The sequence below is a fragment of the Mesorhizobium sp. WSM4822 genome (genome assembly GCF_055811155.1).
The window spans coordinates 72,202-85,789 of the sequence record NZ_JBVVQM010000003.1 but is presented as its reverse complement, the minus strand read 5'-3'; the positions used below and the strand labels follow the sequence as shown (position 1 = coordinate 85,789).

Annotated in this window: 14 protein-coding genes and 1 pseudogene; 9 read left to right on the top strand and 6 right to left on the bottom strand. The window is 62.8% G+C overall.

The genetic code is table 11. The features are described from left to right. Nucleotides 1-112: 112 nt before the first annotated feature. Both AC0L3E_RS08415 and AC0L3E_RS08410 read right to left on the bottom strand, forming a co-directional pair. Nucleotides 113-634 carry a helix-turn-helix transcriptional regulator gene (locus AC0L3E_RS08415; protein WP_473604596.1) on the bottom strand — a complete coding sequence of 174 codons (522 nt, stop codon included), beginning with the start codon at nt 632-634 and terminating at the stop codon, nt 113-115. Next, nucleotides 601-1,248, bottom strand: coding sequence for a hypothetical protein (locus AC0L3E_RS08410; protein WP_473604595.1), 648 nt, complete (start codon nt 1,246-1,248; stop codon nt 601-603). The genes AC0L3E_RS08415 and AC0L3E_RS08410 overlap by 34 nt, the downstream gene beginning before the upstream one ends. A gap of 360 nt (nt 1,249-1,608) precedes the next feature. Here AC0L3E_RS08410 and AC0L3E_RS08405 point away from each other — a divergent pair. The 7 genes and pseudogenes from AC0L3E_RS08405 to AC0L3E_RS08375 form a co-directional block, all read left to right on the top strand. After that, nucleotides 1,609-2,442, top strand: a pseudogene (locus AC0L3E_RS08405) (hypothetical protein); the annotation flags it as partial. Between the two features lie 275 nt (nt 2,443-2,717). Next, nucleotides 2,718-2,981 carry a YadA-like family protein gene (locus AC0L3E_RS08400; RefSeq protein ID WP_473604755.1) on the top strand — a complete coding sequence of 88 codons (264 nt, stop codon included), beginning with the start codon at nt 2,718-2,720 and terminating at the stop codon, nt 2,979-2,981. Nucleotides 2,982-3,153: 172 nt separating this feature from the next. Beyond that, a complete protein-coding gene (locus AC0L3E_RS08395; RefSeq protein WP_348628946.1) occupies nt 3,154-3,663 on the top strand; it encodes a hypothetical protein in 510 nt (169 codons plus the stop codon). A gap of 68 nt (nt 3,664-3,731) precedes the next feature. Then, nucleotides 3,732-3,947, top strand: coding sequence for a hypothetical protein (locus tag AC0L3E_RS08390; RefSeq protein WP_127271747.1), 216 nt, complete (start codon nt 3,732-3,734; stop codon nt 3,945-3,947). Between the two features lie 423 nt (nt 3,948-4,370). Then, nucleotides 4,371-7,697: an autotransporter outer membrane beta-barrel domain-containing protein gene (locus tag AC0L3E_RS08385; RefSeq protein WP_473604594.1), complete on the top strand. Its 3,327-nt coding sequence runs from the start codon at nt 4,371-4,373 to the stop codon at nt 7,695-7,697. 70 nt (nt 7,698-7,767) lie between these two features. After that, nucleotides 7,768-8,814, top strand: a complete 1,047-nt coding sequence (locus AC0L3E_RS08380) for a hypothetical protein (RefSeq protein WP_127330968.1) — start codon at nt 7,768-7,770, stop codon at nt 8,812-8,814. A gap of 305 nt (nt 8,815-9,119) precedes the next feature. Then, nucleotides 9,120-9,815: a DUF1013 domain-containing protein gene (locus AC0L3E_RS08375; protein WP_023810957.1), complete on the top strand. Its 696-nt coding sequence runs from the start codon at nt 9,120-9,122 to the stop codon at nt 9,813-9,815. 61 nt (nt 9,816-9,876) lie between these two features. Here AC0L3E_RS08375 and AC0L3E_RS08370 read toward each other — a convergent pair whose 3' ends face one another. The 4 genes from AC0L3E_RS08370 to AC0L3E_RS08355 form a co-directional block, all read right to left on the bottom strand. Further along, on the bottom strand, nt 9,877-10,596 hold the full coding sequence (locus AC0L3E_RS08370; protein ID WP_013529238.1) for a helix-turn-helix transcriptional regulator: 720 nt from the start codon (nt 10,594-10,596) through the stop codon (nt 9,877-9,879). Nucleotides 10,597-10,724: 128 nt separating this feature from the next. Beyond that, nucleotides 10,725-11,132 carry a hypothetical protein gene (locus AC0L3E_RS08365; protein ID WP_292565437.1) on the bottom strand — a complete coding sequence of 136 codons (408 nt, stop codon included), beginning with the start codon at nt 11,130-11,132 and terminating at the stop codon, nt 10,725-10,727. Nucleotides 11,133-11,204: 72 nt separating this feature from the next. Beyond that, the gene (locus AC0L3E_RS08360; RefSeq protein WP_473604593.1) at nt 11,205-11,795 is read right to left on the bottom strand and encodes a DJ-1/PfpI family protein; all 591 of its coding nucleotides are present in this window, start codon (nt 11,793-11,795) and stop codon (nt 11,205-11,207) included. 82 nt (nt 11,796-11,877) lie between these two features. After that, entirely contained in the window at nt 11,878-12,045 is a 168-nt protein-coding gene (locus AC0L3E_RS08355; protein WP_013529241.1) for a hypothetical protein, read from the bottom strand. Nucleotides 12,046-12,356: 311 nt separating this feature from the next. Here AC0L3E_RS08355 and AC0L3E_RS08350 point away from each other — a divergent pair, with 311 nt between their 5' ends. Both AC0L3E_RS08350 and AC0L3E_RS08345 read left to right on the top strand, forming a co-directional pair. Continuing rightward, entirely contained in the window at nt 12,357-13,304 is a 948-nt protein-coding gene (locus AC0L3E_RS08350; protein WP_128308630.1) for a ring-cleaving dioxygenase, read from the top strand. Between the two features lie 117 nt (nt 13,305-13,421). Beyond that, on the top strand, nt 13,422-13,583 hold the full coding sequence (locus AC0L3E_RS08345) for a hypothetical protein (protein WP_023810961.1): 162 nt from the start codon (nt 13,422-13,424) through the stop codon (nt 13,581-13,583). Nucleotides 13,584-13,588: the final 5 nt, after the last annotated feature.

Here is a 13,588-nt window from a genome sequence, read left to right as displayed (position 1 = left end):
AGCGGCCCGCCTCCTCAAGGCGGGCCGCTGCAATCGAGGGCGGAACTTGCACGGAATGCTTTGCCTCCGACAGTCGGCATATGCCGACTGTCGGGTTCCAAAAACCAGGTTGCTACCTGCGCCCGGTAAGCGGTTCGGTGCTCTTGAGCAGCGCCACCAGTTCACTCTGCTGGCGGGTTTCGGTCTTGGCGAAGATACGTTCGAGATAGGTGCGGCCGGTCTTTACCGTGATGTTGGACGCTGCCGCGACCTCCTTCAGCGAGCGTCCCGATGCCAGTTCCGTCGCCAGGCGGGCTTCGGCCGGCGTCAGGTCGAACAGCTCGCGGACATGCAACTCGAAGCCGTCGGGAATACGGCGGGCGACCTCCGTCACCATGACCACCGCGCAACGTTCGGACGCCAAGCCATAGGCGCGGGCATCGACGAACGGGGCCACCGACAGCACCAATCGCGCCAGGTCGGATTGCCGGCGATCGGACGGCACCAGCAGTGTACCGCCGACGCCGGGCATGACCCCGTCATGCAGCGAGCAGGCGTCGGCAACGAGCCGCTCCAGCTCCTGCGTATCCTCGGCACTGGCGGCCGCGATTGTCCCATCCCTCAATCGCAACGGACTGTCGGGCCGCGACAGCATCGCTTCGGGGCTTCGTTCATCTGTGCGATGTGCTGATGGCCGTTGATCAGAAACACGCCGAATGGCAGATGCGAAAACGCCGACGCCAGAGCCGACGTTTTCTCCAACTGCTGGCCGATCTGTCCGGCGCGCCGCATATGCGGCACGATCTTGCGCAACAGGTCGATGTCTTCGGCGCCGAAGGCTTCCTGCCCTGGGCCGCGATCGATGCTGAGCATCCAGTGCGAGTCGTTCGACGAGAGCAGGTTGGAGACGAGGCCTTGATACATGTCGCGCGGCCGCAGCCAGTCCTGCCAGAGTTCGCGGCGGCGGAACGCCGCCACCTCCTCCGTAAGGGGCCAGCGACTGACCACGCCGAGAGGCAAGGCGGCCGATGCCGCCGCCAGCGGATCGCGCAACAGGGCTTCGATGCCCTTTGGCGAGGTGAACTCCGGATCGAAATCGGTTGCAACCGCATCGAATGTGTGTGGGCTGATGCGCACGATGCAGGAGCGCGAGCCGCCGAACAGGTCGCGCAGGCCAGTTACCGCATCGAACCAGCGCTCCTGATCGTAAGCGGCCTCATAGACCTTGCCGACCACTGCGGAGACCGCTTCGATGCTCACGTCAGCCATTGACCCTTCCGGCGTTCAAGGATTGTCGTTGGGGAGAAAGCCTAAACATGCGGATCGTCTCGTGCAAGTTGTGACGCTGTGCAGCCAAGTTGTGGTGGTTCCAGGTCAAGTCCGCGAAGCATTAGAAGAAACTAATCTGTGGTTTTGGAGTCACAGCCTCGTTCAACAAGGTCGTAACCACCCGACAAAGCGACGAACAGTCGTCATATGACGACTGTTCGGGATGCCTCGCCATTGTCAGGTTCGGCTTATCGCTTGTTGGATCTCTTCCAACGCTGAGCCGAAACAATCGTTGTGGGGTGGCTGGAGAGGCATCAAGTCTGGTGCAAGGCAACCCTGCGGCGTCATTCTCGGGGGTGGATGTTGGTTTTCTCTTTGAAAATTCGCCTGTCGTTTGTGCTTGCCGGGACAATGCTGCTGCTGACGACCGGCAGCGGCTTTGCGCAGTATCGCTGTCTGATAGACGACGGCACCGATGGTGGTGCGACCTCTTCCGGACCGAACAGCTTAGCGTGTGGCTCCCAGGCCAGCGCCAATCCGCCTGATCCGGCGAGCCCCACCTTTGGCTTTGCTACGGCTGTCGGAACCTTGGCCAAGGCTGAGGGGGACATATCGACCGCAGTGGGGACTTTCGCAACGGCCAATGGGCTGGGTTCCAGCGCGTTCGGTGCAAGTTCCAAGGCGACAGGCCGACTTTCAACGGCGACAGGCGCTTATGCGGAAGCAACGAGTTCGCAGTCCACCGCCACGGGCTACCACGCAATAGCGTCGGGCCCTGATGCCACCGCGACGGGACAGGGCGCCCAGGCCACGTCGCTCTATGCGACTGCGACCGGTTCGGCGAGCAAGGCCCTGGGCTACGGTTCAACGGCTACAGGCTACGACAGCCAGGCGAAGGGATCCACCGGCGAGGGAGGGGCAACGGCTACCGGAATGAGCAGCAAGGCACTGGGCGATTACTCGGTTTCGAATGGCTATTCCGCATCGGCTTACGGAGACAACAACACCGCTGTTGGAGCGCAGGCCATTACCGGCGGAACTTCAATAAACGGCTTCCAGAACAGGGCAAACACCGCCCTGGGCAGCGGCGCCTCGGCGGGCATCTCCGCCGATGGGCAGGTGAATTCGACGGCGGTCGGAGCTGGCGCCGCGGCCAATGCCTCGAACGCCTTGGCGTTGGGCAGCGGTGCGAAGGCCAATCTCGACAATTCCGTCGCCATCGGCCAGGGTATTGTGACCGACCGCACGAACCAGGTTAAGCTCGGCAGTGCCACGAACACCTATACGCTTTCGGGTGTTGCCTCGGATGCCAGCAGAGCTGAGCAGGTTGGCGTCACGCATCTGGTGACTACGGACGGTGCCGGCAATCTGGCGACATCCACCTTTGATATCGCAGCGTTGAACGACCTGCCAAACAACATCGCGGCTCTCGACGGCCGCGTCGGTGCGTTGGAGTCCGGTTCTAGAACCTGGGCGGCGAGATCAGCGAAACCCGCACGGAAGCGCGTGCCGGCACCGCGCTGGCGCTGGCTACCGCGGGGCTGCGCTACGACGACAGGCCCGGCAAACTGTCGCTGGCTGGCGGCTTCGGTCATTTCAAAGGGCAATCGGGGCTGGCGCTCGGCCTTGGCTACAACACCAGCGAGGAGTTCCGCATGAACGCCGCCGTATCGGCAACCACCGGCCGTGGCGATGTCGGCGTCAGCGTCGGAGCCTCATGGACACTGAACTGACGCGGCCGGGATGATGCGGGGTTTGGGGCTTCAGCATTCCGTGCCGTTGCAGTGGCGGGCGCCCGGTTGGCGGACTTCGGGCGCCCGCGGTTTTTTCGCCGCATTGGCCATCGCGCTGATGGCCGCCGCGGTGCCTGCGCAGCCCGCGCATGCGCAAACCAAGGAAAAGCGGGTGGGGCAAAAGACGGCGCGGCCTGCCGGTATCGACCGCAATGGGGTGCTGATCCTGATCCGCGGTGCGCTTTTGGCGCTCGACCAAGCCAACAAGACCGGTAACTACACCGTTTTGCGCGATCTCGGCTCGCCGAATTTCCAGGCCAACAGTGCGGCAGGGCTCGGCGACATCTTCGCCAACCAGCGCAAGCAGGCACTCGACTTCGGCGCCGTCGCGGTGCTCGAGCCGCAGCTGACCTTGCTGCCGCAGATCGAGCCGAACGGCATGCTGCACATGGCGGGCTTCTTCCCGTCGGTACCCTTGCAGGTCAATTTCGAGCTTATGTTCGAGCCAACTGACCGGCAGTGGAAGATCTACGGCGTGTCCGTCAACCTGACATCAGGTGGCCCGCAAGCGCCCGACACGCCGGTGGCAGAGCAGTCGAAGCCGGACGCCGCCGGCCCGCCGCCGGAGGGGCCGTCGATGGCCGTACAGCCGAAGAAAGAGACCAAACCGGTCAAGCCGTAGCGTGTGGAGTGTTCATGCGCTGGTCCTGCCAAGTCCTGTGGGTAGCCTCGATGTCGGGAGCACCTGAGTTGACCGATGAAAAAAGGCTCCAGAGGTACATTTGCATACTCGACCCGACCAACGCATGGACGGTCTGGGATTGCGAGATGGAGATGCCGGCTTCACTGGGAGGCCAGCTTCTGACCGGGCGGCCGAAGGAGCGAGCCGAGGCTGCCCGCGCAATTCTGGAGCGTATCCACAAAAGCAAGATGGATGGTGGCAAACCAAATCGGCTCCTCGATTAATCGTGCCTTCTGCGCTTCGTGGCGAGACCGCTGTCATGGTCGGCTCGGCCAGTTGGCGCGGGCTAGAGGCGGACCGTCGGCGCCGACAAGCTGATCCTTCGGATTAAGCTCGAAAGCCGGCTCTTTGCTGCTGCCGGCCATGTTGTGCAAGGGGCAACATGGCTGGCTATGCAAGGTAGCTCGGGCCGACGGTTTTCGTGCGGCTTGTCGCCCCACTCGCCGGTAAATTAGTCGAATGGAATGTGTATCCTCGATGTAACAGTCCGGCCCCCGCAAGAGCTCATTGGCGGCACAAAGCGGCGGACCCTCGTCATTTGACGACTAGGAAAGCCGGCGGCATTCGATCAGCCATTGGCAGGAAACACTGATGATCGCTTCGGCTCCCGCCGAGGGCAATCTGTCGGGATCGGGCTGGGGCACTACATGAATCTCAACAATCGCAATCGTCGCTATCGCAACCGCTTGCTGGTCAGCACGGCGATGGCCGGGGCGACGCTGCTCGGCTTGGGCCAAAATGCCGACGCCGCCTGCACGCCGGCGGCGCCACCCAACTATGTCTGCTCCGGCGTCAACACGACCGGCCAAATCGTGCCGTCCGGAATCGGCCTGCCGCTCGACGCAGGCGATCTGCTGACCCTTCTGCTGGCGCCCGCCAATCCGGCTGTTACCACTGACCCTGGGTTCAGTGTCTCCACCAGTGATCCCTTCGCGCTCGGCATACTAGGCAAAGGTGCGGTCAGTTATACCGATGCCAATTCTTCGGCGCTAAGCTCGACGACGGGCATAGGCCTTGGCGTCGTGTCGCTGGTTCCGCAGGTGGCGCCTCCCTATTACGGACCGAACCCGGGTGGCGCAGTGACCATCGATACCAATGGTGCCTTGACCGGCGCCCTGATCGGCCTCGCCGCCATCAATACCGGCGACGGCGCCACCGCCGTCAACGCCACCGGCGATATCACGGCGACCGGCGCCAATGGCTATGGCGTCCTCGTCTATTCGCTAGGCTCGGATGCCGACGTCACCACCGGAAAAGTGAGCGGCACCAATGTCGGCATTTCCGCGATCAACCTGGGGGCGACCGCAGCCCTGAGCATCACCGCCAATGGCGACGTGACTGGCGGCACCGGCGACGGCATCCATGCCGTCAATGGCGGACAACAACTCGATGTCGTCAATACGATTCTGAATGGTACCGTGACCTTTTCAGGCCCGACCGTCCCTGCTGGCAGCGATCTGAATGTCACCGCCTACGGCAAGGTGACCGGCGGCCGGTACGGCATCTTTGCCTCGAACGATGGCAGCGGCGCCACCAGCATCATAGCCACGACGGCTGCCGTAGCCGGGTCAAGCGAAGACGGTATTTATGCCACCAACGGCACCACGGCGACCGACCTGACGGTGAGTGCCGCGGCGGTTAGCGGCAAGGGCGGCATCGCCGTCACCAACAACGGCACAGGCTTCACCAGCGTTACGGCGACGGGCTTGGTGACTGGGGCAAGCAACAACGGCATCGATGCCTACACAGACGGGGCCGGACTGACGGTGAGTGCGGCGGCAGTCAATGGTGGCTTCGCCGGCATCTATGCCCAGAACAACGGGACCGGTGCCACCAGCGTGACCGCGACGGGTACGGTGACCGGAACCGCCGACAACGGCATCGATGCCTATACCACGGGTACGGGCCTGACAGTGAACGCCGTGGCAGTCACCGGCGGGACCAATGGTATCCGCGCCTACAACAGCGGCAACGGAGCCACCGGCGTGACGGCGACCGGCATGGTGACCGGAATAGGCACCGACGGCATATACGCCTTCAACGCCGCCACCGCGACGGGCGGCCTGACGATCGACGTCACGGCAGTCAACGGCCACGAAAACGGTATCAATGCCGATAACAGGGGAACCGGCGCCACCACCATCACGGCGACAGGCACGGTCGAAGGCGGCAACGCCGCGATCAAAGCAATATCGTCCGCGGCCCAGGCGATTTCCATCACCACCAGCGGTCTGGTGCGCAACAACGCGCAAACCTCCGCGGCATTGGCAATCGATGCATCGGGCGGCCCGGTGACCTTCAACAACAATGGGACCCTGATCGGCACGGTCAAGCTGGGCGCAGCAGTGGGCAATGTCGTCACCAACGGTGGCAATTGGGCCACCGCCGGCGGCAGCAACGCGTTCAGCGGCGGCACGCTGGTCAACAATATCGGCAACAACATTTATGCCGCCAACCTCGGCGCAACCGTCGCCGTGACGACGACGTTCAACGGCCTGGCCAGTTTCACCAACAAGGGCCAGTTGAGCATGATGAATAACGTGGCCGGCGATGTCGCCCAGCAGACCGGTGGCAACGCGACCTTCGCCGCCGGCTCGGTGCTGGCCGTCGACGTCAGTGGTGCGAGCGCGGATAAATTCACAACCACGGGAACTGCCGATATCACGGATGCGATTCTAGGGGTGCGTGTCGGCGGCCTTGCCATCGGCACCTACACAGTGCTGACGGCGAATGGCGGGCTAACCGGTACGTTCAATAATGTGACCGGCGTCACCAGCACCCCATTCCTGTCTGTGACCGACACCTATGACGCCAACAACGCCTATCTCGATGTGACCAAGGTGCGCGACTTCGCCGATGCCGGGCTGACGCCGAACCAGATTGCCACCGGTGAAGGGCTGGACAGCCTGACCGGTGGGGCTGTGTTCAATGCCGTTGCCGGTCTCGCCACCGACGCCGAAGCCCAGGCAGCCTTCGACCAGCTTTCGGGGGAAATCCACGCCTCGGCCAAGGGCATGCTGGTCGAGGACAGCCGCTTTGTCCGCGACGCAGCGACCAGCCGCATCCGCGCCGCTTTCGGCGATGTTGGCGCGGCCGCATTGCCGGTCATGGCCTATGGCGAGGGCGGCCCCGAAATGGTCGCGGCCGATACCGACCGTTTCGCCGTCTGGGGCCAGGCTTTTGGTTCCTGGGGCAGCACGGACTCCGACGGCAATGCGGCCGCCTTCGATCGTTCCACCGGTGGCCTCCTCGCGGGCGCCGACACGCTGGTGGGCGGCTGGCGTGTCGGTTTGCTCGGCGGCTACAGCCATTCGAGCTTCGATGCCGACGACCGAAACTCCTCCGGCAAGAGCGACAGCTATCACCTCGGCCTCTATGGCGGCACCAATTGGAGCGCTATCGCTTTCCGTACCGGTGCTGCCTACAGCTGGAGCAGCCTTTCGACCAAACGCTCGGTTGCTTTCAACGGGTTCACGGATGGATTGTCGGCCGACTACGATGCCGGCACCGCGCAAATATTCGGCGAACTCGCCTACAGGGCCGATGCCGGACAATTCAAGTTGGAACCCTTCGCCAACCTGGCCCATGTCAGCGTCCATACCGACGACTTCACCGAAGACGGTGGCGATGCGGCACTGACCAGCGCCGGCTCGAACAATGATGCGAGCTTCACCACGCTGGGCCTGCGCGGTTCCTCGGACTTCGCGTTTGGCGGCATGAACGCCACGGTGCGCGGCATGCTCGGCTGGCGTCATGCCTTCGGCGATGTCACGCCGACCTCCAGCTTCGCCTTCGCCGGCGGCGACGCCTTCACCATCGCCGGCGTGCCGATCGCCAGGGACAGCGCGGTCGTCGAGGCTGGGCTCGATTTCAACATGTCGGCCAACGCGACGCTGGGCCTGGCCTATACCGGCCAATTCGGCGGCGGCACGGTCGACCAGGGCGCCAAGGTCGATCTCGCCGTGAAGTTCTGACGGCAACAGGTGGCGAGCAGCAAGAAGCGCACCGTCACCACGGTAATGGCAAGAAACTGCTGGAGGTTGCATGGTCAAGTCAAAGGTCGATTTCCACACGAAGCATGAAAGCGGTTTTGCCCCAACACAGGGATGTAAACTGCCATTCGACACGGACCTTCTGGAAGGCGAGGCCAAGGCGCGAGAGAAATTGCTTGGCAAGCAGAACGCTTTCCTTTCCAAGACAAGACGTTCCGCCAAAGACGTCGACCATCTGATCGAAGAGATGGTCGCGTTCGAAAAGATCCGGTCTGGGCACTATTGGCGAGACTATCGGGCGGACCTGATTGCGCGGAACGTGCGATCGGCGGTTGGCAAAACAGGATCCTTGCTCGATCTAGGCAGATTGTCGCAACGACCAGCGACCAGCACGGTTATGATACCACGCCTCGATATACCGGACCTGGGGCCAGTTCCTTTTGGTCCGGTCGAACGGGGGGAATTGCAGAGGATCGACCTGAACACGGTCGATCGAGGAACCTACTTCGACAAGTGGTTCAACTATAATGGACGGTGGACGCTCACCCAACTCTACGATCATGCCGTGACCGATCCGGTACCGCTCTCGATGGATTTCGTCAGTGCCAACAATCTGGACCCATACGATTCGGATGGCCTGCGCGCCACGAGCGAGACCGGCATCTGGTTCACCTATGTGCCGGACATGGACGGCTACGTAACGGTTTTCTGGCTATCGGACCGCGTGACCTATCGCCTGTTCAGACAATACTATCCGCGCGATGCGGACGGCTGGGCGAATGGTTGGCTCTCGGTGGAAGGAGTTGTCGGCATCTGGACGAACAATTCATTCGCGGGTCGCGACTACGTGGAAATTTCGAGCAGCAACGGCAATGCGCACGACACGCTACAAGCGAGCGGGGTCCTTTTCATCCACAACAGTACATACCCCGTCCAGGCGGGGAAACCGGTCCATGTGCTGATCGGAACGCGGTCGAAAGTCTTTAGTGTCTGCGACGGAACGGGCATCAATTTGGGGGCGGGCGTTGTCGCGCGAATTGATCACCCCATTTCCATCTTCACGCGAGCGGGACTGGAGCCATATTCGCCGTTCTACTGAACCTGGATGACAACTGGCCGCTACCGTTTCGAGGCATTCGACCTGGGGTAGGTGGAGCTGTCGGGCCGATAACCGGCAGGCCGGAAAGCCGACGCGCGATTTTTTGCGCCGTCCGTCGAACAAGGGGCGGTCGCGGTCCGGGCGATCCGGCGGTCTTGAGCGCGCAGCGCACGCGGTGCGGTCTTTGGCTCCAAAAACGTTGCGAAACGACCCGAGAGCGGTTATACAGACCGCGAATTTCCCATTTTGGTGGCTCTAAACCACCGCCCGCGCGGGAACGCGGGCGAACGAGAAGGATTTGTAAAATGGCCAATACGCTGCTGATGCCCAAGGCGACCGCTGTCTGGCTGGTCGACAATACCGCACTTTCCTTCGAGCAGATCGCGCAGTTCTGCGGGCTGCACCCGCTCGAGGTCAAGGCAATCGCCGACGGTGAATCGGCGCAAGGCATCAAGGGCATGGACCCGATCATGACCGGACAGCTGACCCGCGACGAGATCGCCCGTGCCGAGAAGGATCCGAACCAGCGCTTGAAGCTTTCGGATCCCAAGGTGCGGGTGCCTGAATCCAAGCGCAAGGGTCCGCGCTACACGCCGCTGTCGAAGCGCCAGGACCGGCCGAACGCGATTCTGTGGCTGGTGCGCAACCATCCCGAGCTCAAGGACGCGCAGATCTCGCGCCTCGTCGGCACCACCAAGTCCACGATCGAGCAGATCCGTGAGCGCAAGCATTGGAATTCGGCCAATCTACAGCCGATGGACCCGGTCACGTTGGGCCTCGCCTCGCAGATCGACCTCGACATGGAAGTCAATCGCGCCTCGCGCGGCCGCGAACAGGCGCAGCCGGTCGGCGACACGCTGCTGCCGGCGGCTCTGACCGAGCGGCTGGTGCCGGCTCCCGAAAAGCCGAAGGACGAGGATGCCGAACTCGACGCCAACGCCGTGTTCGCCAAGCTCTCGGCCTTGAAGTCGAAGAACACGGACAATGACGACGACGAGTGAGGTTGTCTAATATTCCAAAAAAAAGCCCGCTTCGAGCGGGCTTTTTTATGGGGTCAACAACTCAGCTGCGCGCGGCGCGATCCGGCGCCATGCCATAATCCTCGCTGCGCTCCACCGCGCGGTAGAAGTCGGCAAGCTGCTTGCCGCGCTCCGGCTTGAAGATGCGGCCGGCGATGACCACCGAGGCGATGCGATCGATGCGGAAGGCGCGGAAATCGTCGCGCATCTCGCACCAGGCGACCAGCGTCCACACCTTGCCCCAGAACCACAGGCCGAGCGGGCGGATATCGCGGGCGGTGCCGCGGCCGGCCTCGTCGGAATAGTCGATGGTCAGCACCTGGCGCTTTTCGACCGCGCGCTCGATCAGGTCGATGGCCTCGCGGGCAGCGTCGCTGACCACCCACATCGGCGTGTGGATCTCGGTGCGGGCAATGCGGTCCTTTTCGGCGTCGGGCAGGACGGCGCCGATCTTGACCAGCGCTTCGTCGGCGGCGCGCGCCATGGCGGCACCGCCAAAGGCACGCACCATGCGGGCGCCGGCGACCAGGGCGACGATCTCGTCACGTGTGAACATCAGCGGCGGAAGGTCGAAACCCTCCCTCATCATGTAGCCAACGCCGGCCTCGCCGTCGATCGGCACCCCGGTCGATTGCAAGTCGGCAATGTCGCGATAGATGGTTCGCTCGGAAACCTCGAGCCACGTGCCGAGCTTCTGGGCGGTGACCAGTCGGCCACCGCGCAGATGCTGCACGATCTGGAAGAGCCTGTCGGCGCGGCGCATCGTATGGTCCCTCGGCGTTGTCTCTATGCATGTCGCCCAAAACTGATGTCCACTTTTGGATGGCACGGCATCGTGTTTTCGCGCATGCCGTTATCCCAAAACCGCAGAACACTTTTGGGCGGCGTGCCTCATGGTTTCAGCCCTTCGCGCTTGCGCTGCGCGGCGACGAACTCCGCGCCAAAGGACAGTTTCTTCGTCGTCGGTGTTTTCGCATCGAGCACGCGCCAGAACGGTGCCACGTCACTCAGCGCCATGCCGCGCTGGAGGTCCTCGTTGGCGGCTTCGGCAACAGTGCGCAGATGATAGCCTATGGTGACCGGGCATGTCACTTCGGCGCCATGCTGGATGGCAAGTGCTGTCCGTAGCGCACGCACATCCATCTCGATGCCTTCGGGAATCGAGCGGATGAAATCATCAACCTGGCGCGCCGTCGGCACCAGCATAAGCTGGCCTTCGACGACATCGGCCATCGTGCGCGGCGTTGGCTTCACGCCGTTGATGCCTGGTGTGCTCAGTCTGTCGTTCCAACTCTTCATCGATCGTCCTTTGACGCCAATGCGCGGTGTCCGAAGCTGACACCATTGCACGGCCCTCCTGACAGCATACTGTCAGGAGCCTTCAGCATATTCCTTGGCAAACAGTGTCCGCATCCGCGCGAGATCGCTGCCTCTTTCGGGGTAGAGCGTCTTCAGAAAGGCGAGCGCGAAGGTGCCCGGCGCCGAGCCCGGCGCGGAAACAATTTTGCCGTCGGCTACGGCATGCGGCACATCCTGGTAGTTCTCGGCACCGGCATAACCGGTTTCATGACCCTTGATCCACTCGCGGCCATTGCTGGTATGCTTGGCCTTCTCGAACAGGCCGGCGCGGGCCAGCGCCAGCGTGCCGGCGCAGATGCCGCCGACCACACCGCCGCGCGATGCAATGGCGGCAAGCAGGTTGCCTACATCAGGCTGTGCCTTGCTCGTCCACTGGTCGGAACCAATGATGGCAATGGCATCGAGATCGGCATTCTCGCTGGCGCCTGTTGAGCGATCGGGGATCAGCCGAAAGCCGCTAATGCCAGTCACCTGCTTGCCATCAGGCGTCAGCGACATGGCACGGGCGCCGAACCATCCGACCGCCGAGGCCGCCAGCATCCCATACTCCCAGTCGGCAAAACCTTCGATGAAAAGGAAGCCGATCGTCTTCTGTTCGGGCATAAGCTCGCTCCCATCCTCACGCACCGGACCTGTTATCTGGGCGTTGACGCGCCCACATCCAATCGCCGGTCGAAAATTGACTTCAATTGCCGCGAGGGCCACGGTCCGCATACATATCCGGCCAGCCGATATCCTTGCGAATGTCCGCCGGCAGCGAGTTCATGAACCGCTGGGTGCGGATCTCGTTGCGCATCGTCCGGATCTTGCCGACATAGTGCTGCATGCCGCGCAGAATGGTATAACCGTTCATAGCTAGTCTCCTCTCTCTGTGTAGAGGCACTATCGCATACCCCTCCTGACAGCAGTCTGTCAGGAGGATGGCAGGGCGCGAACAATAGTTCCGGACAGTGCGCGCGCCGCAGGCAAGGCATCGCTTTTCGCCGCATCGACCGGTGCCTCAAGGCAGGTTTGCGACTTCCGATTGATCATAGCGACGGCGTTGTTTTCGGCGCCGCTGTTCAGCTTCCGGCGACGGACTGTCGGAATACGAGGCCTTCAGCGGGGTGACCGCAGGTCTGATATGGAGGGAGAAAATTCTTCCCCAACAGCAGGGAGACGACGATGAGCTTGCAACTGACAGGTATCCACCATCTGACCGCCATCACCGCCAACGCGCCCGGCAATCTTCATTTCTACACCAAGGTGCTGGGTCTGCGGCTGGTCAAGAAGACCGTAAACCAGGACGACACCTCGGCCTACCACCTTTTCTATGCCGACGGCGAAGCGACACCGGGCACCGACCTTACCTTCTTCGACTGGCCGGTCGGCCGCGAGCGGCGCGGCACGCACAGCATCGTGCGGACCAGCCTCAGGGTCGGCAGCCGGGAGAGCCTTGCCTGGTGGAAGCAACACTTGACCGACGAAGGCCTGGCAACAGGAGAGATCGCCGACATCGGCGGTTATGCGTCACTGGACTTCGAAGATTCCGAGGGCCAGCGTCTGCGCCTGGTCAGCGATGGCGGCAAGGGCGGCAGCCATCCCTGGGCGCAAAGCCCGGTACCGGCCGAGCACCAGATACGCGGGCTCGGGCCGATCGTCATCAGCGTTCCCGACATCACCAACACCGAGGCGGTGGTGACCACGGTGATGAACATGCGCAAGGCGCGCGACTATGCCTCGCCGGAGGGCCAGGTTCACGTCTTCGAGATGGGCGAGGGCGGGCCGGCGGCGGAGCTGCATGTCCTGGTGCAGCCGGGACTGGCGCCGGCACGGCAAGGTGCCGGTGCGGTTCACCATGTTGCCTTCAGGGCGCCGGACCAGGAAACGCTGCATCAATGGACGGCGCGGCTGGCCGAATTCCGCCTGCCGTCGAGCGGCGAGGTCGAGCGCTATTACTTCCGCTCGCTCTATTTCCGCGAGCCGAACGGCATCCTGTTCGAGATCGCCACCGACGGGCCGGGCTTCACTGCCGACGAGCCGCTGGAAACACTGGGGGAAAGTCTTGCCCTGCCGCCATTCCTCGAACCGAAGCGCGCTTCGATCGAGGCCGGCCTCAAGCCGCTGAAGTAGATCGTTGCCCAGTCGCAGGCGGGCGCCGCGTTCCGACCTAGGATCGCGGCGTCCGTTCTTTCTCAGGCAGCGAACGACGTGCTTTGACAGCCGGGCGCGTTGCTGGTCAAAGGCGGCATGACGAAATTCCTCGCCCTTGTCATCGTCGGTTTCATGGTCATTCAACTGATCAAGCCGCTTGGCTGGCCGGGCCTCAAGCGACGTGGTGATTTCTGGAAACTGGCACTGCTCGCCATGGCCGCGATTTCCCTGGCAGCCGTGCTCGGGCATTTGACGTAGGACGG

What these genes read in the sequence shown, in the direction of transcription:
- AC0L3E_RS08360 (WP_473604593.1), bottom strand. Translation starts at nt 11,795, where the DNA reads ATGCCCGAACAGAAGACGATCGGCTTCCTTTTCATCGAAGGTTTTGCC.
- AC0L3E_RS08345 (WP_023810961.1), top strand. Translation starts at nt 13,422, where the DNA reads ATGACGAAATTCCTCGCCCTTGTCATCGTCGGTTTCATGGTCATTCAA.
- AC0L3E_RS08380 (WP_127330968.1), top strand. Translation starts at nt 7,768, where the DNA reads ATGGTCAAGTCAAAGGTCGATTTCCACACGAAGCATGAAAGCGGTTTT.
- AC0L3E_RS08370 (WP_013529238.1), bottom strand. Translation starts at nt 10,596, where the DNA reads ATGCGCCGCGCCGACAGGCTCTTCCAGATCGTGCAGCATCTGCGCGGT.
- AC0L3E_RS08350 (WP_128308630.1), top strand. Translation starts at nt 12,357, where the DNA reads ATGAGCTTGCAACTGACAGGTATCCACCATCTGACCGCCATCACCGCC.
- AC0L3E_RS08365 (WP_292565437.1), bottom strand. Translation starts at nt 11,132, where the DNA reads ATGAAGAGTTGGAACGACAGACTGAGCACACCAGGCATCAACGGCGTG.
- AC0L3E_RS08415 (WP_473604596.1), bottom strand. Translation starts at nt 634, where the DNA reads ATGCTGTCGCGGCCCGACAGTCCGTTGCGATTGAGGGATGGGACAATC.
- AC0L3E_RS08375 (WP_023810957.1), top strand. Translation starts at nt 9,120, where the DNA reads ATGGCCAATACGCTGCTGATGCCCAAGGCGACCGCTGTCTGGCTGGTC.
- AC0L3E_RS08410 (WP_473604595.1), bottom strand. Translation starts at nt 1,248, where the DNA reads ATGGCTGACGTGAGCATCGAAGCGGTCTCCGCAGTGGTCGGCAAGGTC.
- AC0L3E_RS08355 (WP_013529241.1), bottom strand. Translation starts at nt 12,045, where the DNA reads ATGAACGGTTATACCATTCTGCGCGGCATGCAGCACTATGTCGGCAAG.
- AC0L3E_RS08385 (WP_473604594.1), top strand. Translation starts at nt 4,371, where the DNA reads ATGAATCTCAACAATCGCAATCGTCGCTATCGCAACCGCTTGCTGGTC.